This is a genomic window from Hamadaea sp., assembly GCF_013362815.1.
Lineage (GTDB): Bacteria > Actinomycetota > Actinomycetes > Mycobacteriales > Micromonosporaceae > Hamadaea.
Genome location: NZ_JABFVK010000080.1, coordinates 1 through 20253, shown reverse-complemented (window position 1 = coordinate 20253; position 20253 = coordinate 1). Strand labels below are relative to the sequence as shown.

The following is a 20253-nucleotide window of genomic DNA, read 5'->3' as shown; positions in this document are numbered from 1 at the left end:
CCGCAGTGCGGCTACCTGCGGGTCCGCGGTGGTTCCCCGTCCGGCGCGCCCTGAGGCGTTCGGCGGCGAGGCCGCGAAGTCTTATATGGATACGCCGAAAGCAGCGCACGGAAATGGGTAAGCCAGTACCGCCGCACGGAACACGCGGCGGTACTGGCTTAGGAAGAGGCTTAGGAAGTGGCGGCGCGCCGCGAGCGGCGGGCGTTGCGCAGCTGCCCGACGGCGACGATGACGAAGGCGATCACGAACATGCCCGTCGCGATCGCGTTGACCTGCGGCGGAATGCCACGCTGGTTGGCGCCCCAGACGAACAGCGGGAAAGTGCGTACGCCGCCGCTGTTGAACGTCGTGATGATGTAGTCGTCGAACGAGAGCGAGAAGCTCAGCAGGGCGGCGCTGACGATGCCCGGCATGACCAGGGGCAGCGTGACCCGGCGGAAGGTGGCGAACGGCGTGGCATAGAGGTCCATCGCCGCCTCCTGAAGCCGGGGGTCGAGCCCCGCCAGCCGCGCCTTCACCGTCACCACCACGAACGAGATACAGAACATCACATGTGCGATGACGATCGTACCGAATCCGAGGCCGACCTGCCCGGAGACGAACAAGGTCAGCAAGGACGAGCCCATCACGATCTCGGGGGTCGCCATCGGCAGGAAGATCAGCACATTCATCGCGGAGCGGCCGAAGAACCGGTGCCGGACCAGGGCGAACGCGATGAGCGTACCGAGGATCGTGGCGATCACGGTGGCGATGAATCCGACTTGGAGACTGACCCAGAGCGAGCCGCACATGTCGTCGGCGCCACTACAGATGTTCGTCCAGTTGTCCAAGGTCCAATGGACGCCCGAGTCGTCGAGCAGGTAGGTCGTCTTGTTCGAGTCGGGCTTGTTGAAGCTGAGCAGCGCGATGACGGCGATCGGCAACGCCATGTACGCGAGCACGACGAGCCCCACGCCCATGATCCAGTGGTCGGCAATCCAGCGGGTGACGCGGCGCATCTAGACCACCTCGTCCGTGCCGGAGACCGCGACGTAGATCGCAACCAGGATCAGGATGCCTGCCATCAAGGTGAACGACAGCGCCGCCGCGACCGGGATGTCACCGACCCGGAGGTACTGCGACTGGATGACGTTGCCGATCATCGTGGTGGCCGGACTGCCCAGCAGCTCGGCGTTGATGTAGTCACCGGCCGCCGGGATGAACGTCATCAGCGTTCCGCCGACGACACCGGGCATCGACAACGGCAGGGTCACCCGGAAGAACGACTTGATCGGGTGGGCGTACAGGTCGCCGGCCGCTTCGAGGAGCCGGGGATCGAGTTTGCCGAGGGAGGCGTACAGGGGCAGGACCATGAACGGGACGAAGTTGTAGGTCAGCCCGGCGATGACCGCGGCCGGGGTGGCCAGCAGCCGGTCGTCCGGCCCGAAGAACGGCGTCATCCGCAGCACGTCCATGACCCAGCCGTGGTCGGACAGGATCGTCTTCCAGGCGAGCGTACGCACGAGGAAGCTCGTGAAGAACGGGGCGATGACGCCGATGAGCATCAGATTCCGCCAGCGGCCCGCTTTCAGCGCGATCGCGTACGCCAACGGATAGCCGATGATCAGGCACAGGATCGTGGCGACGAGGGCGTACCCGAGCGACCGGAGGAACTGGTCGGAGTAGGTGCTGATCCCGTCGCTGAAGTTCTGCCACCGCCAGGTCAGCTCGTAGCCGTTCTCCAGGCTGCCCGCCGGATCCCACAGGGTCGACTGAGCGAGCAGCGCCACCGGGAGAGCGAAGAAGATGACCAGCCAGAGGCCGCCCGGGAAGAGCTGGACATACGGCACCCACCACCGGCGCTTCGCACCGGCTACCGGCTCGGGCGGCGGCTCGTAGGTGTCCCCGCCCGCCGTCCCCGCCGGAGTGGTGACGACGGCGCTCACACCGGCTCCGCGGCGGTCTCGGCACCGGACTCGGCCGACAGCAGGAACGAGTGGGCCGGATGCCAGTGCACGGTGACCTCGGTGCCCGGGTGCAGCGGGCCGCCCGTCCCCGAGTTCGGCGCGAAGACGGCCAGCTCGTCGCCCCACGGTGCGCGCACGAGGTACTGCGTCGAAACTCCGACGTACGAGGAGTCGGTGATGACGCCGGGCACCGCGTTGTGACCCTCAGGGACTACTTCGGTAGTGACGTGCAGCTTCTCTGGGCGTACCCCTAGATGAGCGGGACCAGAGGTGATCCGCGACCGGGCCGCGGGAACCGCGAACCGCGAGCCGTACGCCTCCACCGCGACATCGGCGCCCGACGGACCTTGCGCCTGCGCGGTCAGCAGGTTCGACTGGCCGAGGAAGTTGGCGACGAAGGCGCTGGCCGGGAACTCGTAGATCTCGGTAGGCGGGCCGAGCTGCTCGATCCGCCCGGCGTTCATCACGGCCACGGTGTCGGCCATCGTCATGGCCTCCTCCTGGTCGTGCGTGACGTGGACGAAGGTGAGCCCGACCTCGGTCTGGATCCGCTTGAGCTCGATCTGCATCTGGCGGCGCAGCTTGAGGTCGAGCGCGCCGAGCGGCTCGTCGAGCAGCAGCACCTGCGGGTGGTTCACCAGCGCGCGGGCGAGGGCGACCCGCTGCTGCTGGCCGCCCGAAAGCTGGGCGGGCCGACGGTGGCCGTAGTCGGCGAGCTGGACCAGGTCGAGCATCGCCTGCACGGCCGGCTTGATCTCGGCCCGCTTGACCTTGCGTTGCTGGAGCCCGAACGCGACGTTCTGCTCGACCGTCATGTGCGGGAAGAGCGCATAGGACTGGAAGACCGTGTTGACCGGACGCTGGTAGGGCCGCATCCGGGTGATGTCGGCGCCCCCCAGGGTGATGGCGCCGGTGGTCGGCTCCTCCAGCCCGGCGACCATCCGGAGGGTGGTGGTCTTCCCGCAGCCGGACGCGCCGAGGAGGGCGAAGAACGAGCCCTCCGGGATGTGCAGGCTGAGGTCGTCGACCGCGACGAACGCGCCGAACCGCTTCGTCACCCCGGTGAGGGTGAGGCCGCCGGTGGCGGGAGCGCCGGTCGCGGCGGCCGAGGCCGCGACCGGGGTGGGGGCGACTGACATGGGACCTCAGGCCCCGATCACGGCGCGGAACTTGCGCTCGTAGTCCTTGCGGACGTCGTCGGCCAGCGTCATGAACGCGTGCGCCTTCGACAGCTCGGCGTCGGTCGGGAAGATGAAGCTGTCCTCGACCAGCTCGGGGTCGATGTCCTTCATCGCCTCCTTGGCACCGGCCACGGGGCAGATGTAGTTGACCCACGCGGCCAGCTCCGCGGCCACCTTGGGGTCGTAGTAGTAGTCGATGAGCGCCATAGCGTTGGACGCGTGCGTCGAGGTGATCGGGATCAGCATGTTGTCCGACCAGTACATCTGCCCCTCCTCGGGGATGACGTACTTGACGTTCTCGTCGTCCGCGCCGGTCGCGATCACGTCACCGGACCAGCCGATGCAGGCTCCGACGTCGCCCTTGGCCAGGTCGGTCAGGTAGTCGTTGCCCGCGACCCGGCGGATCTGGCCGGAGTCGACCGCCTTCTTCAGCTTGTCGATCGCCGCGTCGTAGTCGGCCGCCGTGAAGTTGGCCGGGTCTTTGCCGAGCGAGAGCAGGATCAGGCCCATCGTGTCGTTGAGCTCGGTCATCACCGAGACCTTGCCCTTGAGGTCGGCCCGGGTCAGCAGCTCGTCGATGCTCTTGACCGGGGTCTTGACGATCTTGGCGTTGTAGCCGATGCCGGTGAAGCCGGACTGCCACGGGGCGGCGTACACCATCTCCGGGTCGAAGGCCCGCGCCTTGAGCGAAGGAGCCAGGTTCTTCTGGAAGTTCGCCACCTTCGTCGGCTCGAACTTCGCGACCTGGTTGGCCTTGATCAGCTTCGCCGCCATCCAGTCGGTGAAGACCACGACGTCTGGCTCGATCGCCTGACACTCGGTCAGCTGCGTACGGATCTTGCCGTAGAACTCGTCGTTGTCGTTGATGTCCTCGCGATAGGTCACCTCGATGCCGGTCTTGGCCTTGAAGCCGTCCAGCGTCGGGTGCTTCTTCGCATTCTTCTCGTCGGTGTCCATGTACTCGACCCAGTTCGAGAAGACGAGCTTGCGCTCGGAGGCGGAGACGTCGGGCGTCGCGCAGACCTTGGCGGCGCTGCTCGTCGCGGCGGTCGGGTTCTTACCCTTGGCACCGCAGGCGGCCAGGGCGCCACCGGTCAGCGCCAGCGCACCGCCGGCGGCCACGCCGCGCAGCAGGCCGCGCCGGGTCGGCATGACGTCGAGCAGCGCTTTCGCCTCCGGGGAGAGAGGCTTGCGAGAAGACGAGCGCATCTGAGGGGTCCTTGTCTTCGGGGCCGGGGGTGGCTGGGCTAGGAAAATATAGTGCGATGCCAGGGCTTGGCGGCAACCCCGGTCAAGTCCAGCATCACGTGCTTGACCTGCGTGTACTCCTCGAAGGCGTACGCCGACATGTCTTTGCCGAAGCCGGAGCGCCGGAAGCCGCCGTGCGGCATCTCGCTGATGATGGGGATGTGGTCGTTCACCCAGACGCACCCGGCCCGGAGTTCCCGGGAGCCGCGCAACGCGCGGTGCACGTCACGGGTCCAGACGCTCGCCGCCAGGCCGTAAGGGGTGTCGTTGGCCAAGGCGAGCGCCTCGTCGTCGGTGTCGAACGGCAGGACCGTCAGCACGGGCCCGAAGACCTCGTCCTGGACGATCTCACTGTCCTGAGCTGCGTCGATGATCAGAGTCGGCTGGTAATACGCCCCTTTTGTGGCAAGCGCGCTCCCACCGGTCACCGCCTTCGCCCCGGTTTCCAGGGCACGTTCCACGAAACCGGCGACCCGATCGCGCTGGGCGAACGACACCAGCGGGCCGAGGTCGGTCTGCGGATCCGTCGGGTCGCCGAGGCGTACGCCGGCCATCAGTTCGGCGACGCGGTCGACGAACGCCCCGAAGAGCGGTCGAGCCACGTACGCCCGAGTCGCCGCGGTGCAGTCCTGACCGGTGTTGATCAACGAAGCGGCGACGGCTCCTTGGGCGGCCGCCTCGAGGTCGGCGTCGGCGAACACGACGAACGGCGCCTTGCCCCCGAGTTCGAGGTGTACGCGTTTCACCGCGCCCGCCGCCGTCGCCCCGATCTGCCGGCCGACCGCGGTCGACCCGGTGAAGCTGACCATGTCGACGTCGGGATGTTCGATCAAGGCCGTCCCGGCGACCGGACCTCGCCCGGCCACCACGTTCACCACGCCGGCCGGAATGCCCGCGTCCACCGCCGCCTGCTCGAACAGGAAGCTCGTGAGCGGGGTGATCTCGGCCGGCTTGAGGACGATCGTGTTGCCCGCCGCGATGGCCGGCAGAATCTTCCAGGCCGCCATCTGCAGCGGATAGTTCCACGGCGCGATCGAGCCCACGACGCCGATCGGCTCGCGCCGGATCAGGCTCGTGTGGTCGGCGGAGTACTCCGCGGCGGCCTTGCCCTCCAGGTGGCGGGCGGCCCCGGCGAAGAACGCCGTGTTGTCGATCGTGCCGGGGACGTCGAACTCCGTGGCGAGGCGGATCGGCTTGCCAGTCTGGCTGACCTCGACCCGGGCGAACTCGTCGGCCCGCTCGGTCAGGATCCCGGCCAGCCGGGTCAGCGCGCCCGAGCGCTCGGCTGGAGTCGTGCGCGACCAGTCCGCGTACGCCGACCGGGCTCGGGCCACCGCCGCATCCACCTCCGCCGGACCGGCGAGTTCGTATTCACTGACGACGGAACCGTCGGCCGGATTGACGACCTGAAAGCCCATGGACCGCCTCCCAGCAGCGCCGACGGTATCGTGTGCGCCTGATACTGGCATGACGTGGCGCAGTTCACAAGTGATTCCGTTGTTGTTGTCGACTTAGACAACGGATTACGCGAGAATCTTCGTTCAAGATTGCGGTTTCGTTACAGCGACCGCTTGGCGTGACACGGAGAACACGAACCGTGACACGGCCCGACGCTTCACAGGAGGATCGATGGCGTCACGGCAGCACCTCGACAACGCCCAGCATGCGCTGCTCGACGACGTGGCGAAGCAGATCATCGCCCAACTTCAGGAAGACGGCCGCCGCGCGTACGCGACGATCGGCCGCGCGGTCGGCCTCTCCGAGGCGGCCGTCCGCCAGCGCGTCCAGCGCCTCATCGACGCGGGCGTCATGCAGATCGTCGCCGTGACCGACCCGCTGCAACTGGGGTTGGGCCGCCAGGCCATGGTCGGCGTCAAGACGAGCGGGAACCTGGAGGCGATCGCCGATCAGATCGCCGCCATCGACGAGGTGGACTACGTGGTGATCACGGGCGGCTCGTTCGACATCCTCCTGGAAGTCGTGGCCAGCAGTGACGAACACCTGCTGGGGATCATGCAACAGGTACGCGGCGTCGACGGAGTCAACAGCGCCGAGATCTTCGTATACCTCAAGTTGCGCAAGCAGACCTACTCCTGGGGCGCCTGAGCTGTTCCTTCGCCTTCGCTTGGGCGCTCTCGCTCCGCGCTGGATCAGGGTTCTCGGTCGAATCTTGCCCCAAGATTCGACCGAGAACCCTGATCCAGCACCTAGACCCAAGCGGTTGCGGATTTCGTCGCGAGAGCGAGATATCACGACGATTCTGGTTGCCAAACCCCGGTGACCTGTGCGATAACCGTCGCATGGGAAACCCGACTGACCACCTTTGGATGCACTTCACCCGGATGGGCGCGTACGCCGAGACCGACGTGCCGACCATCGTCCGTGGCGACGGCTGCTACGTCTGGGACGCGAACGGCAAGCGTTACCTCGACGGATTGGCGGGCCTGTTCGTCGTCAACGCCGGGCACGGCCGGCAGGAGCTCGCCGACGCCGCCGCCAAGCAGGCGAGCGAGCTGGCCTACTTCCCCCTGTGGTCGTACGCGCATCCCAAGGCGGTCGAGCTGGCCGACCGGATCGCCGGCCTGACCCCGGGCGACCTGAACCGCGTCTTCTTCACCACCGGCGGTTCCGAGGCGGTGGAGAGCGCCTGGAAACTGGCCCGGGCGTACTTCAAGCGCGTCGGCGAGCCGATGCGGCACAAGGTGGTCAGCCGCTACGTCGCGTACCACGGGACCTCGATGGGCGCGTTGAGCATCACCGGCGTACCGCCGTTCAAAGTGGACTTCGAGCCGCTGGTGCCGGGTGGGATCAAGGTTCCCAACGCCAACTTCTACCGCGCGCCCGAGTTCTGCAAGGACGACGAGGCCGCGTTCGGGCTGTGGGCGGCCGACGAGATCGAGCGCGCGATCCTGCGGGAGGGGCCGGAGACGGTCTGCGCGGTGTTCCTGGAGCCGGTGCAGAACGCGGGTGGTTGCCTGCCCCCGCCGGTCGGCTACTTCCAGCGCGTACGCGAGATCTGCGACCGCTACGGCGTACTGCTGGTCTCCGACGAGGTCATCTGCGCCTGGGGCCGATTGGGCACCTACTTCGGCGCTCAGCGGTACGGCTACCAGCCCGACATCATCACCACGGCCAAAGGCCTGACGAGTGGCTACTCCCCGCTCGGCGCGATGATCGCCTCCGATCGGCTGATCGAGCCGTTCCTCGGTGAGAAGCAGATGTTCGCCCACGGCATCACGTTCGGCGGGCACCCGGTCAGCTGCGCGGTCGCACTGACCAATTTGGACATCTTCGAGCGCGAGGACCTCGTGGGTCATGTGGCGAAGACCAGCGACGCCTTCCGCGCCACCCTCGGCAAGCTGCACGACCTGCCCATCGTGGGCGACGTCCGCGGCGACGGGTTCTTCTTCGGCATCGAGCTGGTCAAGGACAAGACGACCCGGGAGACCTTCACCGACGCCGAGTCCGAGCGCATTCTGCGCGGCTACCTGTCGCACGCGCTGTTCGACGCCGGGCTCTACTGCCGGGCCGACGACCGCGGCGACCCCGTGGTGCAGCTGTCGCCGCCGCTGATCGCCGAGCAGCAGCAGTTCGACGAGATGGAGCAGATCCTGCGCGAGGTGCTGACCGAGGCGTGGAAGCTGCTGTGAGCCGGTCCTACTGGCAGGCGACGGGCGGTCCGGTCACGGACCGCCCCTCTCTTCCGGGCGACTTGGAAGTCGACGTCGCCGTCGTCGGGGCCGGCTACACCGGGCTCTGGACCGCGTACTACCTCAGCCTCGCCGCGCCCTCGATGCGGATCGCGGTCGTCGAGGCGGAACACGTCGGCTTCGGGGCGAGCGGACGCAACGGCGGCTGGTGCTCGGCACTGCTGCCGATGTCCGCGCCGAGCATGCAGACCGCGATGGAGGCGACCGTCGACGAGGTCGGCCGGGTGGTCCAGCTCGAAGGCATCGACTGCGACTTCGCCAAGGGTGGCACGATCGTCTTCGCGCGTACCCCGGTGCAAGCCCAACGCGCGGCGGGCGACCAATGGCTGGACGCCGAGCAAGCCCGAGCCCGGTGCAACGCGGCCGGTCTGCTGGGCGCGACCTACACACCGCATTGCGCCGCGATTCACCCGTTGCGTCTGGTCCGCGGGCTGGCGGCGGCCGTGGAGCGGCGCGGCGTCACGATCTACGAGCACACGCCCGCCGTCCGGATCCACGCCGATCGCGTGCTTACCGCGCATGGCACGATCCGCGCGAATTCAGTGGTACGCGCAACGGAGGCGTACACCTCACGGCTACCGGGGCACCGTCGCACGGTCGCGCCGGTGTACTCGCTGATGGTGGCTACCCCGGTGTTGCCGGCTTCGATCTGGGACGCGATCGGCTTGCGCGAGCGGGAGACGTTCTCCGAGCATCGGCATCTGATCGTCTACGGCCAGCGCACCGCCGACGACCGGCTCGTCTTCGGCGGACGCGGCGCGCCCTACCACTTCGGCTCGGCGATCCGGTCGTCGTTCGACCGGGACGGCCGGGTGTTCGCCATGCTCCGCGAGACGTTGGGCGAACTCTTCCCGATCCTGGGCGACGTCCCGATCGAGTACGCCTGGGGCGGCCCGCTCGGCATCGCCCGCGACTGGCACGCCTCCGTCGGCGTCACCCGGGGCGTCTACCACGCTGGGGGTTACGTGGGCGACGGCGTCGGCCTGTCCAACCTCGCCGGGCGTACGCTCACCGCCCTGATCACCGGCGCGACCTCGCCGCTGCTGGACCTGCCCTGGGTCGGGCACCGATCGCGGCGCTGGGAACCGGAACCGCTGCGCTGGCTGGGCGTGAACGCCGGACTGCGATTGATGAGCGCCGCCGACGCCGAGGAGGCCCGGACCGGCCGCCCGTCTCGCCGAGCCGCCCTCTTCGCCCGCCTCGCCCCCCACTGACCCCACCCCTCCCCGTTGATCGACGCGGCCAGCAGATCAAGTGAGCCGAAAACGTTCCCGGAGGCCGCCCACGACGTTTTCAGCTCACTTGATCAAGGTGGAGCCATAACTGGCACCGCTTCGCCCACCTTGCACGCCGGGGGTGCCGCGAGGGCGCGCTACTGGATGTCGTCGGGCGACATGCCCAGCAGGTTCGCGACCTGCTCGATCACGACGTCGCGGACCAGGTCGGCGAGGTCGTCCCGATCGCCGGAACGGAACTCCAGCGGACGTCTATAGACCACGATCCGGGGCGGTACGCCGTGCCGCCCGGGCCGGCCGGGCAAGAGCCGCGCCAGCGGCACGGAACCGTCTTCGAGCACGTCGGAGTCGTAGACGTTGAGGTCCGGCGGGACGTCTTCGACGGCGAACTCGACACCGGCCAGCTCTTGGGCGTATCGGCGCTCGAGACCCTCGACCGTGTCGAGGACCAGGTCGTCGAAGATCTCCGCCTTCGTCCGGGACATCGGCACGCTGGCCGGGACCAGTCGGCCCCGCAGGCCACGGCCGTGCCGATCTCGTCGCGCTCGCGAGCGGCGGGCGCGGGGATGGCGAGGATCGGTCACGCAGCTACCCTAGCTTGACCGGTCGGCCGACCGAGAGCGAGTTCACCCACAGCGTTCTCCGCGTGTCGGGGCCATGACGGAGTGCGAGAAGCGCTAACGTCAGCGGCCGTGAGGTCACCGCGACGCTGTTCTCGCAACGGATGCCCCAGACAGGCAGTTGCGACGCTGACCTATGTCTATTCGGACTCTACGGCAGTTGTCGGGCCTCTTGCGATAAATCCGGAACCGCACACGTACGACCTCTGTGAGACGCACGCGCGGAATCTGACCGCCCCCCGGGGCTGGCAGCTCGTCCGGCACGATGGCGAGTTCGAGGCCCCGCCGCCCACCACCGATGACCTGGTCGCCCTGGCCGAGGCGGTACGCGAGGCGGCCCGGCCGCCGCAGCGCATCGCCGAAGACGGCACTCCCCTACCCCCTACCCCAGGCCGCCGGGGCCATCTCCGCTCGGTCCCTCCACCGAGTTGATCAGGACCAAACGGGGCGCGACACGCCGCCGATACGGACCCTAGGTTCATGATCAACGAAGAGGGCGCCCGCCGATCGGCGAGCGCCCTGGTCAGGCAGCGCGGCGCTTGAGCTTGCGACGCTCGCGTTCGGACAGTCCACCCCAGATGCCGAACCGCTCGTCGTGCCCTAGCGCGTACTCCAGGCACTCCGACTTGACCTCACAGCGTGAGCAGATCCTCTTCGCCTCGCGCGTCGACCCGCCCTTCTCCGGGAAGAAAGCCTCCGGATCGGTCTGCGAGCACAGTGCACGCTCCTGCCACTCCGGCGCGTTGCCGAGCAGATCGGCGACGACGGGACGGCCGTCCATCGCACCAGCCTCCTTCACCTGCGCCGGACCGGCCGGCGCATCCCCCCTCTTGCCCTGTTGCGGTGATCCACTCGTACCACGAACTGGAACCCGTGGTCTGGTGGTCGCCCCAGAACAACCCCTGAGAATTACACGCAGTTCGCGTCGGCATCGTCAAGGACAACGGCTCGTTCAGGGCCGTTCGTACCGGGGCACCCCGCCACTGCCCTATCGGTTCGCCGACCCGATTGGTTACGCCCTCTCGGCGTGTCGTACCAAGAAATTCTGATCTGGCGGCGCAAACTGGCGCACCTTACATAGGAGTCAACGAATAGGTCGTGTTCCGCTGACGGGCGGGACGTCCAGCCGCTGCCGCGATGGCGTGCAGTTGCCCGACTGTACGCGCAGAGCCGTGTTCCGAGCCGGCCATCCGCGAGATGGTCTCCTCCATGAGGGTTCCGCCCAGGTCGTTGCAGCCGCCCTGAAGCATCGCCACCGTCCCCTCGTCGCCGAGTTTCACCCAGGAGCACTGGATGTTGGGAATGCGGCCGTGCAACAGAATCCGCGCCATCGCGTGCACCGCCCGGTTCTCCCGCCACGACGCCCCCGCCCGGGCGATGCCGGCCAGGTAGATCGGCGCGTTGGTGTGGACGAACGGCAGCGCCACGAACTCCGTGAACCCGCCTGTGTCATCCTGAATCCCCGCCAGCACCCGGAAATGGCCGAGCCAGTGTCCAGGGTGGTCGACGTGCCCGAACATCATCGTGGCCGAGCTGCGGATGCCCAGCCGGTGCGCGGTGGAGACGACGTCGATCCAGGCGGCGGCGGGCAGCTTGCCCTTGGTCAGCACCCAGCGCACCTCGTCGTCGAGGATCTCGGCGGCGGTGCCCGGAATGGTGTCGAGGCCGGCCTCGCGCAACCGCGAAAGCCAGTCGTGGACGGAGACGCCGGCCTTGGCGGCGCCGGTGACGATCTCCATCGGGGAGAAGGCGTGGACATGCAGCGCCGGTACCCGTTCCTTGATCGCGCGAATCAGGTTCGGGTAGATCTCGACCGGAAGTTTGGGGTCGATTCCCCCTTGCAGACAGACTTCCGTCGCGCCCAGCTGCACCGCCTCGGCCGCCCGGTCGGCCACCTCGTCCACGCTGAGCCGGTAGGCGTCCGCGTCGCGTTCCCGTTGAGCGAAGGCGCAGAATCGACAGCCGACGTAGCAGACATTGGAGAAATTGATGTTCCGGTTGACCACATAGGTCACGTCGTCACCGACGGCTTCGCGCCGCCACCGGTCCGCGATCGCCGCCAGCTCATCGAGCGGCTCGCCCTCCGCCGCGAACAAGGCCAGCGCCTCGCTCTCGTGGCGGGGGTCCAGCAGACTCGCCGGGTCGCTCGCGGCCCGCTTCAGTCCCGCTGCCATCTGCGGGTACGCCGAAAGCAGTGGCACTGCTGGGATATCGCTGCGCAGTAGCTCCCAGTCGCCGTACACGTCGTCGAAATCGGACCGGCGGTCACCGGTGCGCCCCGCACCGTCGACTGCGGCGTACAGGTCGGTCCGGCCGGCTGAGAAGACTTCCTCGGGCTCCTGCCACGGCCGCCCGATCGGGCGCGCTTGTTCGATCGCGAGCCCCGTTTCGGGATCGGCCAACGCGGCCACGTGACCCTGCAGGCGCGGATCCAGCCACGGTTCGCCGGCCAAGCCTCGTTGTGCGTACCAGGGATAAATGGTCAAGCGCTCGCGGAGCCGGAAGCCCGCCGCGGCCGTGTGCCGCGCCAGCGTGTCGATGAGCGGCCAGGGGCGTTCCGGGTTGACGTGGTCGGCGGTGACCGGCGAGACGCCGCCCCAGTCGTCGATGCCGGCGCGGAGCAGCAGCTCGAAGTCGCCGGCCTCCTCGACGAGGTTGGGCGGGGCCTGGAGGCGGATCTTCGGACCGCAGACCAGGCGCGTGACGGCGATGGTGGCGGCGAGGTCGAGCATCTCGGCGTCCGGCGCGGATCGCATCGCGGTGTCCGGCTTGGCCCGGAAGTTCTGGACGATGATCTCCTGGATGTGGCCGTACTCGCGGGCGACGCGGCGCATGGCGAAGATCGCGTCGACGCGTTCGGCGAGGGTTTCCCCGATTCCGACGAGAATGCCCGTGGTGAACGGTACGCCCACCCGGCCGGCGTCCTCCAGGACACGCAGCCGGACCGCCGGTTCCTTGTCGGGTGAGCCGTAGTGGGGACCGCCGGGCTCGGACCACAGCCGCGTCGCCGTCGTCTCCAGCATCATCCCCATGCTCGGCGCGACCGGTTTGAGCCGTTGCAGATCGGCCCAGCTCAGTACGCCCGGGTTGAGATGCGGCAGCAGTCCGGTCTCCTCCAGCACCGCGATCGCCGACGCGCGTACGTAGTCCAGTGTGGAGTCATAACCGCGCTCGTGCAGCCAGTCCCGAGCCGCTTCCCAGCGATCCTCGGGGCGGTCGCCCAACGTGAACAGCGCTTCCTTGCAACCCTGCTCAGCGCCTTTCCGAGCGATCTCCAGCACCTCTTCGCGCTCGAGGAACGCGCTCGGCAGCCGATGCGGCACAGTCGCGAAGGTGCAGTAGTGGCAACGATCACGGCAGAGCCGGGTCAGCGGGATGAACACCTTCTTCGAGAAGGTCACCACACCCGGCCGGCCGGCCTCGGCCAGTCCGGCGTCGCGTACGCCCCCGGCGACGGCCAGCAGGGCGGCCAAGTCCTCCTCGCGGGCGCTCAGCAGGACCTCGGCCTCGGTGCGATCGAGCTGCCTCCCCTCGCGCGCCCGGTGGAGCGCGCGACGTATGCCTGAGGATCCTCCTGAAGATTGCGCCACGAGGGGCAGCCTACTGCCGTTGGACACTCGGCACCCGTGCTGGTCGTCGCGCGGCTGTGAGAGAGGATGGCTTCATGCGCATGACGGTGATCGCCGGTGGCATCGGCGGAGCTCGCTTCCTGCAGGGTGTCCGGGCGTACGCCCGGGCAGTAGGCGGCGAAGTGACCGCGATCGTCAACGTAGGCGACGACGTGACCCTGCACGGCCTGCGAATCTGTCCCGATCTCGACTCGGTGATGTACACCCTCGGCGGGGGCAACGACACCGAACGGGGCTGGGGCCGGGCCAAGGAGACCTGGACGGTCAAGGAGGAGCTCGCGGCGTACGGACTGGGCCCGGAGTGGTTCGGGCTCGGCGACCGCGACATCGCCACGCACCTGACCCGGAGCGTCATGCTCACGGCGGGCTACCCGTTGTCGCAGGTCACCGAGGCGCTCAATCGTCGCTGGCAGCCCGGCGTACGGATGATCCCGGCAACCGACGACAAGGTGGAGACGCATGTCGTGATCTCGGCCGCCGACGCCGCCGACCAGGGCCTGGTGACCTCGGAGTCGGCCACCGCCGCGCTCGAAGGCGGCGAGTACGCCATGCACTTCCAGGAATGGTGGGTCCGCTTCCGGGGCGACATCCCGGCGAAGAAGTTCGTCTTCGTGGGCTCGGAGCAGGCCGCACCCGCGCCCGGAGTGGTCGAGGCGCTCACCGACACCGACATCGTCTTGATCGCGCCGTCCAATCCGGTCGTCTCGGTCGCGCCCGTGCTCGCCATCCCCGGCGTACGCTCGGCGCTGCTGGCCAGCCGGGGCCCGGTCGTCGGCGTCTCGCCGATCATCGCCGGGGCACCCGTCCGGGGCATGGCCGACAAGTGCCTGGCCGCGATCGGGGTCGACTGCACGGCGCAGGCGGTCGGCTCGGCGTACGGGGCCCGGGGATCGGGCGGCATCCTAGACGCCTGGCTGGTCGACACCAGCGACGCCGGGATCGTCGTGCCCGGCGTGACGGTCCGATCGGCTCCGCTTTGGATGACCGACGAGGACGCGACCGCCGCCATGGTTCGCGCCGCGCTGACCGCCGGAGGTGTCGCGTGACTCAGCCCGACGACGGATTCAGCGTTCTCCCGATCCGCGGCATTCCCGAGGTACGCCCCGGCGACGACGTCGCCGCCCTGATCATGCAGGCCGCTCCGTGGTTGCGGGACAACGACGTGCTGGTCGTCACGAGCAAGATCGTGTCGAAGGCCGAAGGCGCTCTCGTCCCCGTCCCGACCCAAGGTCCCGACCGGGAAGCCGCCCGGGAGCAGGCGCTGCAATCGCAGACCGCCCGAGTCGTCGCCACCCGGGGGCATACCCGGATAGTGCAGACGCATCACGGTTTCGTGATGGCCAGCGCCGGGATCGACGCCTCCAATGTGGAGCGCTCGCAGCTCGTGCTGCTACCCAAGGACCCGGACGCGTCGGCCCGCTCGCTGCGGTCGGACTTTCTGGAACGAGGACTGGACGTCGCCGTCGTCATCTCCGACACGATGGGCCGGCCGTGGCGTAACGGCCTCACCGACGTCGCCCTGGGCTCGGCCGGCATCGAACCGCTGCGTGATCACCGGGGCGAGACCGACCCGCACGGCAACGAGCTGCACATCACCCAGATGGCCGTGGTGGACGAGCTGGCCGCCGCCGCCGAGCTGGTCAAGGGCAAGATCGACCAGGTTCCCGTGGCAGTGATCCGGGGTTACCTGACCGCGACCGCGCCCGACAGCGCGCCGGTGGTGCCGACGCTGGTCCGGGACGCGGCCAACGACCTCTTCTCGCTCGGCACCGCCGAGGCAATCGAGCTCGGCCGGGCCCTCTGACGGCGCCGCCTTCCGCGCTGGATCAGGGTTCTCGGTCGAACCTTGGGTCAAGATTCGACCCGGAACCCTGATCCAGCGCGAACAAAGGGACGGTGGCTCAGGAGTCGAGGAGGGTCCGGCCGAGCACGGTCGGCAGATGCCGGACGCGGTTGCCCTCCCGGACGCTCATCACCAGGCCGGAATCGCGCAGTACGGTGAGGTGCTGACTGGCCGAGGCGGGTGAGACGCCCAGCTTCTTCGCGACCTCGCCCGTCGTCGAGCCGTGCTCGATCGCCTCGAGCACTGCGGCTCGCGTACGCCCGAGGAGGTCGCTCAACGCCTTCGGGCGGCCGAGCTGGCCACCGGTCCGGTCGATCGGATAGACGAGCACCGGCGGCATGTCCTCGTCGACGAGGGTGATCGGCCGGCCGGGCGCCTTGAAGAAGGCCGGGATCAAGGTCAGCCCGCGCCCGTTGAGGTGCAGCTCCCGGTCGGGGTAGGTGTCGATCTCGATCGCCTCGCCGGTCCACCGGGCGGTCGGGCTCAACGCGGCGAGGAGGCCGTCGACCCCCTCGTGCGCGAGGAGCCGCCGTCGCTGGACGAGGTCGGACTCGACCGCTGTGCGTACGCGGGACCAGATGGGCTTGAGGGCGACTTCCTGGTACCGCAGGAGCGACCGCTGCAATCCGGCCATCCCGGGCGAGCGGACCAGGTCAGTCGCGCCCGACGACAGCCGGCCGTGCCGAGCCAGCAGATCGAGGTCGCGCCTGACCAGTCGCTGCGGCGTACGCATGACCGCGTCGACACCGGCGGAGAAGCCGGTCCGGCCTTCGGCCGGGGTGAGGAAGTCGGGGAAGTAGCCGAGCGGCGGATTCAGCTCCAGCAGCAGATCCACCTCGGACCGATCCGGCCCGCCCTTGACGAGCCGATCACTGACGGACTTGCGCCAGTCACCCAGAGTGAGGTCCGGACGGCGTGACCGCAGGACGTGGATGCTCAGGCTGAGCTCCCACATCGGGTCAGGCGCCGAGGCCAGCCGCGTACGCGCGAGGTCGGCGCCGGTGAAGTGGATCCGCAGCATCTTCCACCAACCGGCCGGGGGTGTTGCAGGACGACTCTACCCACCCACGCGAGCAGGGTCTTTCGGCCAGGAGTGAAAGACGGTGATCTGACAGGAAGCCTTACGGCAGGATGTCGGGACGGCAGGGTACGTGCGAACGGTGATTCGGGGGAACACCGCTCGCTCGTGCACCTGCCTTTCGCGTTCGGTCAGACGACCTCGGAGCCCCGCTCCTTGAGCGAGTCCACTAGCTTCTTGACCTCCTGCGCCCGGTCCCGGGGACAGACGAGGACGGCGTCGGGGGTGTCGACGATGATCATGTCCCGTACGCCCAGCGCGGCGACGATCCGGCCGCTGCTCGGGATGATCAGGCTGTCCGCCACGTCGTGCAGGATCACGCCCTCCTTGACCGCGACGTCGTCATCGGGCTCGCTGCGTACGCCCAGGATCACGTTGCCGTTGCGATCGGCGGGCAGCACCTCGCACAGGGTGTGGAAATCGCCGACATCATGCCAGCCGAAGTCGCCCGGCACCGTGCCGACCAGGCCCTGCGCCGCCGCGCCCTCCATCACCGCGTAATCCACGGAGATCTTCGGGAGCTCCGGCCAGATCTCGGTCAGCACCCGCTCGCGGTCATCGGTGTCCCAGGCTGCGGCGATCTTGGTGAGGCCCGCGTGCAACTGCGGCTGCTGCCGGCTCAACTCCGCCAGGAACACGTCGGTACGCCAGACGAACATGCTCGCGTTCCAGAAGTAGCGGCCGGAGGCGACGTATTCCTCCGCAACCTCCAGGGACGGCTTCTCCTTGAACTCGACCACCCGGCGGACCGGCCCGGCCACGACCTCGCCGCAGTGCAGGTAGCCGTATCCGGTCTCCGGATGCGTCGGCTGGATGCCCACCGTCATCAGGAGACCCTGCTCGGCCCCGGCCACTGCCTGCCGCACGACCTCGGTGAACAGCTGCTCATCGCGTACCAGATGGTCGGCGGCGAACGAACCCATCACCGCGCCGGGCGCGCGGAGCTGGATCACGGCGGCGGCCAGCCCGATCGCCGCGCACGAGTCGCGCGGTGACGGCTCGACGAGGATGTTGGCGTCGGGCACGTCCGGAAGCTGGCGGGCGACCGATGTCGCGTGGGCCGCGCCGGTGACGACGAGAGTGTCGGCCGGTGGCGACAAGGGCGCGAGGCGAGCGACCGTGGCCTGCAACAACGTCGCCGACGTCCCGGTCAGCGGATGGAGGAACTTGGGATTCGCCGACCGCGACAGCGGCCACAACCGAGTTCCACTGCCCCCGGCGGGGATGACGGCATGCAACATCGCGCCATTGTCCGTGGTCCGACCATCCGCCATGCGGCTACCTCCCGGGCAGTTATCTTTCCCTCACGGCGGGCAGCGCCAAACGGCCACTCTCCACCAGCGCGTACGCCACACCGCTGGGAAATACTCGGCAGCAGGCGGCATTCGCGTCGGGAGCCAAATTTACGCGGTTTTGCCCTATCTCGCAGCCCGGGCCCAGGCCGCCAAGTGCGCCTCGGCACTCGCCGCCCAGGTGAACTCCTTCGCCCGGGCCAGACCGGCCTGCGCAAGGGTAACCCGGCGAGCCTGATCCTCCAGCAACGCGAGAAGATCCTTCGCGATCCGCTCCGGATCCTCGCCGGTGTACGCCACCGCGTCGCCGCCGACCTCCGGCAACGACAACCGCGGCGTGGTCAGCACCGGAGTGCCGCAGGCCATCGCCTCCAGCACCGGCAGACCGAAGCCCTCACCATGACTCGGGTACGCCGCGAGCAGCGCCCCGCCTAGGAAACCGGGCAGGTCGGCGTACCGGAGATAACCGGGGCGAAGCAGTCGCAGGTGAGCGGGCACCTCGGCGACGGCGCGGTCGATCTCCTCATCGTGCCCGGAACCTCCGGCGATCACCAACACGGGCGGGTTCGGCAACTCCTTCACCGCCAGCACCCAACCCCGGATCAAGTTCGGGACGTTCTTCCGGGGCTCCTTCGCACCGAGGAAGGCGAGATAGTCGCCGGCCCCCAGCCCCAGCCGGGCGCGTACGCGAGCCTTCTCCGACTCCGACGGCGCGTGGAACGCCTCCGGGTCGACCCCGTGGTACGCCACGTCGATGCGGGTGGGATCGGCGTCGAGCAACCGGATCAGCTCGTCCCGGGTCGCCTTGCTCGGCACGATGACCCGGGCGGCCCGGCGCAGCGACGTCTTGATCGCGCTGCGGAAGAAGGTCCGCTTCGCGGCGTCGTAGTGCTCGGGTTCGGTGAAGAAGGTCGCGTCGTGCACCGTCACCGTGACCGGGCAGGTCGCCCGCAACGGGCAGGTGTAGAACGGCGAGTGCAGCACATCGGCGGCCAATTGCTGAGCCAGCAGCGGCAGTCCGGTCTGTTCCCAGGCCAGCCGGGCCGGGCGATGCGCCACCGCCGCCGGCGCGGCGACCACCTCCGCCCTCGGCATCATCCGTTGATACCGCTCCACGTCGGTCCGCTGGGCGACGACGCTGATGCCCTCGGTGTCGACGAGGGCGCCGAGCAGACCGTCCAGATAGCGCCCAACGCCGCCTCGGTCGGCTGGAACGCTGGTGGCGTCGACGAGCACGCGGGCCACTGTCACTCCTTCGCCGGCGGCGCGGTCATCACGGTCTCGGGTGATCGCTGTGCCTATCGCTGAAACTGCTGTGCGCCGCATCACAGATGTCGTTTCTACCTTACGCCCGGACGCCGACACATGAGGGTCCGCGACGCGACACCTGACTCAAGCGCGTGAGTTAGCGTGACCGTGTGCCGACCGTGTCCTCCGCCTTCCTGGCAGCCGTTTCCGCCGATCCGGCGCGCCCCCTGCTCACCTGGTACGACGACGCCACCGGCGAACGGACCGAACTTTCCGGGGCGACGCTCGCCAACTGGGTCGCCAAAACCGCGAACTTGCTGGTCGACGGCTGCGGCCTCGGTCCCGGCTCGATCGCGGCGATCGACTTGCCCCCGCATTGGCAGACCGCTTCGCTCTACTTGAGCGCGTGGACCGCCGGGCTGTCCGTCGCCACCGCTGCGGAAGCGGTTGATGTCGCCTTCATCGGCCCGACCTCGTCTTCCGCCGACGCTGCAGACGTCTTCGCCGTCGGACTGCACCCCTTCGCGTTGCCCGTACGCGACTTGGCCCCCGGCGTACAGGACTGGGTTTCGTCGGCGCGCGTCCACGGCGATCACTACCGCGGTCCCCTGCCGACCGGAACGGATCTCGCCCTCGGGGCGTTCACTCACGACTCACTCGTCTCATTCGCGTCCGATCGTGCCGCCGCGATGGGGCTGACCCCCGGCACCCGCGTCCTGCTGACCGTGGACGACCACTCCGACGTCGTCGACTGGCTCGTCGCTCCGCTCGTCGCCGGGTGCACCCTCGTACTCTCCGCGCACACTCCGCCATCCACTCTGGACGCTCGGGCGGCCGTGGAACGCGCCGTCCTCCCGCCCCGTTGACCCCGCCTCTTCCGCGCGATCATGAACTATCGGGCACCCTCGGCCGGCGTGTCGCGTCCGCGAGCCCCTGATCGTTCCCCTCCGTCGATGATCGATTCATCAGGCGCGCCCTGCTTCCAATGGCCGGCCGCTTCAAGGTCGAGTGCCCGTGAGTTGCGATCCTGGCGCACTTTCGGCGATCGAGTTCCCTAGGCCAGCGCTCAGGGGCTGATTCTGCGCTGACCACGGGCACTTGATCTGGAAAATCGGGCTTCGGGAGCTGACCACGGGCACTCGACCTTGACCGCGGCGCGGGATCCCGGGATAACGCGGCTTAGTTGGGCGGCAAAGCCGCGTTATCCCCGGATACGGCGATGA

General features: G+C 68.6%; 17 protein-coding genes and 1 pseudogene. 7 read left to right on the top strand and 11 right to left on the bottom strand.

The window, feature by feature from the left end; translation table 11 throughout:
* Nucleotides 1–170: 170 nt before the first annotated feature.
* The 5 genes from HOV77_RS29515 to HOV77_RS29495 are packed head-to-tail and all read right to left on the bottom strand — an operon-like array spanning nucleotide 171 to nucleotide 5793.
* On the bottom strand, nucleotides 171–998 hold the full coding sequence (locus tag HOV77_RS29515) for an ABC transporter permease (RefSeq protein ID WP_290867935.1): 828 nt from the start codon (nucleotides 996–998) through the stop codon (nucleotides 171–173).
* Complete coding sequence (locus tag HOV77_RS29510; protein WP_290867932.1) at nucleotides 999–1925, bottom strand: ABC transporter permease; 927 nt, start codon at nucleotides 1923–1925, stop codon at nucleotides 999–1001.
* A complete protein-coding gene (locus HOV77_RS29505; protein WP_290867929.1) occupies nucleotides 1922–3085 on the bottom strand; it encodes an ABC transporter ATP-binding protein in 1164 nt (387 codons plus the stop codon). The genes HOV77_RS29510 and HOV77_RS29505 overlap by 4 nt, the downstream gene beginning before the upstream one ends.
* A 6-nt stretch (nucleotides 3086–3091) precedes the next feature.
* Entirely contained in the window at nucleotides 3092–4336 is a 1245-nt protein-coding gene (locus HOV77_RS29500) for a spermidine/putrescine ABC transporter substrate-binding protein (protein WP_290867926.1), read from the bottom strand.
* Nucleotides 4337–4374: 38 nt separating this feature from the next.
* On the bottom strand, nucleotides 4375–5793 hold the full coding sequence (locus HOV77_RS29495; protein WP_290867923.1) for a gamma-aminobutyraldehyde dehydrogenase: 1419 nt from the start codon (nucleotides 5791–5793) through the stop codon (nucleotides 4375–4377).
* Between the two features lie 211 nt (nucleotides 5794–6004).
* Here HOV77_RS29495 and HOV77_RS29490 point away from each other — a divergent pair, with 211 nt between their 5' ends.
* The 3 genes from HOV77_RS29490 to HOV77_RS29480 all read left to right on the top strand — a co-directional run bounded on the left by HOV77_RS29490 (nucleotide 6005) and on the right by HOV77_RS29480 (nucleotide 9299).
* A complete protein-coding gene (locus HOV77_RS29490) occupies nucleotides 6005–6481 on the top strand; it encodes an Lrp/AsnC family transcriptional regulator (RefSeq protein WP_290867920.1) in 477 nt (158 codons plus the stop codon).
* Nucleotides 6482–6675: 194 nt separating this feature from the next.
* The gene (locus HOV77_RS29485; RefSeq protein ID WP_290867917.1) at nucleotides 6676–8025 is read left to right on the top strand and encodes an aspartate aminotransferase family protein; all 1350 of its coding nucleotides are present in this window, start codon (nucleotides 6676–6678) and stop codon (nucleotides 8023–8025) included.
* Nucleotides 8010–9299, top strand: coding sequence for an FAD-dependent oxidoreductase (locus tag HOV77_RS29480; RefSeq protein WP_290867914.1), 1290 nt, complete (start codon nucleotides 8010–8012; stop codon nucleotides 9297–9299). The genes HOV77_RS29485 and HOV77_RS29480 overlap by 16 nt, the downstream gene beginning before the upstream one ends.
* A 158-nt stretch (nucleotides 9300–9457) precedes the next feature.
* Here the strand turns inward: HOV77_RS29480 and HOV77_RS29475 are convergent, their stop codons facing one another.
* A complete protein-coding gene (locus HOV77_RS29475; protein ID WP_290867956.1) occupies nucleotides 9458–9805 on the bottom strand; it encodes a metallopeptidase family protein in 348 nt (115 codons plus the stop codon).
* Nucleotides 9806–10012: 207 nt separating this feature from the next.
* On the opposite strand from HOV77_RS29475, the gene HOV77_RS29470 reads away from it, so the two are divergent.
* On the top strand, nucleotides 10013–10372 hold the full coding sequence (locus HOV77_RS29470) for a DUF3499 domain-containing protein (RefSeq protein ID WP_290867911.1): 360 nt from the start codon (nucleotides 10013–10015) through the stop codon (nucleotides 10370–10372).
* 91 nt (nucleotides 10373–10463) lie between these two features.
* Here HOV77_RS29470 and HOV77_RS29465 read toward each other — a convergent pair whose 3' ends face one another.
* On the bottom strand, nucleotides 10464–10721 hold the full coding sequence (locus tag HOV77_RS29465; protein ID WP_253760159.1) for a WhiB family transcriptional regulator: 258 nt from the start codon (nucleotides 10719–10721) through the stop codon (nucleotides 10464–10466).
* A gap of 292 nt (nucleotides 10722–11013) precedes the next feature.
* Nucleotides 11014–13539 (bottom strand): bifunctional FO biosynthesis protein CofGH, encoded by a 2526-nt coding sequence (locus HOV77_RS29460; protein ID WP_290867953.1) that lies wholly within the window; start codon nucleotides 13537–13539, stop codon nucleotides 11014–11016.
* Between the two features lie 65 nt (nucleotides 13540–13604).
* Between HOV77_RS29460 and cofD the strand changes: the two genes are divergently transcribed.
* A complete protein-coding gene (cofD, locus tag HOV77_RS29455) occupies nucleotides 13605–14615 on the top strand; it encodes a 2-phospho-L-lactate transferase (RefSeq protein WP_290867907.1) in 1011 nt (336 codons plus the stop codon).
* Nucleotides 14612–15349: pseudogene (locus HOV77_RS29450) on the top strand (coenzyme F420-0:L-glutamate ligase); the annotation flags it as partial. The gene cofD and the pseudogene HOV77_RS29450, both read left to right, overlap by 4 nt.
* Nucleotides 15350–15470: 121 nt before the next feature.
* Here the strand turns inward: HOV77_RS29450 and HOV77_RS29445 are convergent.
* The 3 genes from HOV77_RS29445 to HOV77_RS29435 form a co-directional block, all read right to left on the bottom strand.
* The gene (locus HOV77_RS29445) at nucleotides 15471–16433 is read right to left on the bottom strand and encodes a DUF5937 family protein (protein ID WP_290867905.1); all 963 of its coding nucleotides are present in this window, start codon (nucleotides 16431–16433) and stop codon (nucleotides 15471–15473) included.
* A gap of 188 nt (nucleotides 16434–16621) precedes the next feature.
* Nucleotides 16622–17731 (bottom strand): mannose-1-phosphate guanylyltransferase, encoded by a 1110-nt coding sequence (locus HOV77_RS29440; protein ID WP_290867902.1) that lies wholly within the window; start codon nucleotides 17729–17731, stop codon nucleotides 16622–16624.
* Between the two features lie 177 nt (nucleotides 17732–17908).
* A complete protein-coding gene (locus HOV77_RS29435; RefSeq protein ID WP_290867950.1) occupies nucleotides 17909–19018 on the bottom strand; it encodes a glycosyltransferase family 1 protein in 1110 nt (369 codons plus the stop codon).
* 182 nt (nucleotides 19019–19200) lie between these two features.
* Between HOV77_RS29435 and HOV77_RS29430 the strand changes: the two genes are divergently transcribed.
* Nucleotides 19201–19896: a TIGR03089 family protein gene (locus tag HOV77_RS29430; RefSeq protein WP_290867899.1), complete on the top strand. Its 696-nt coding sequence runs from the start codon at nucleotides 19201–19203 to the stop codon at nucleotides 19894–19896.
* Nucleotides 19897–20253 lie beyond the last annotated feature (357 nt).

Excerpts from the sequence above, each read along its gene's own strand:
- HOV77_RS29445 (WP_290867905.1), bottom strand. The coding sequence starts at position 16,433 with ATGCTGCGGATCCACTTCACCGGCGCCGACCTCGCGCGTACGCGGCTG.
- cofD (WP_290867907.1), top strand. The coding sequence starts at position 13,605 with ATGCGCATGACGGTGATCGCCGGTGGCATCGGCGGAGCTCGCTTCCTG.
- HOV77_RS29485 (WP_290867917.1), top strand. The coding sequence starts at position 6,676 with ATGGGAAACCCGACTGACCACCTTTGGATGCACTTCACCCGGATGGGC.
- HOV77_RS29515 (WP_290867935.1), bottom strand. The coding sequence starts at position 998 with ATGCGCCGCGTCACCCGCTGGATTGCCGACCACTGGATCATGGGCGTG.
- HOV77_RS29495 (WP_290867923.1), bottom strand. The coding sequence starts at position 5,793 with ATGGGCTTTCAGGTCGTCAATCCGGCCGACGGTTCCGTCGTCAGTGAA.
- HOV77_RS29440 (WP_290867902.1), bottom strand. The coding sequence starts at position 17,731 with ATGTTGCATGCCGTCATCCCCGCCGGGGGCAGTGGAACTCGGTTGTGG.
- HOV77_RS29490 (WP_290867920.1), top strand. The coding sequence starts at position 6,005 with ATGGCGTCACGGCAGCACCTCGACAACGCCCAGCATGCGCTGCTCGAC.
- HOV77_RS29475 (WP_290867956.1), bottom strand. The coding sequence starts at position 9,805 with ATGTCCCGGACGAAGGCGGAGATCTTCGACGACCTGGTCCTCGACACG.
- HOV77_RS29465 (WP_253760159.1), bottom strand. The coding sequence starts at position 10,721 with ATGGACGGCCGTCCCGTCGTCGCCGATCTGCTCGGCAACGCGCCGGAG.
- HOV77_RS29500 (WP_290867926.1), bottom strand. The coding sequence starts at position 4,336 with ATGCGCTCGTCTTCTCGCAAGCCTCTCTCCCCGGAGGCGAAAGCGCTG.
- HOV77_RS29505 (WP_290867929.1), bottom strand. The coding sequence starts at position 3,085 with ATGTCAGTCGCCCCCACCCCGGTCGCGGCCTCGGCCGCCGCGACCGGC.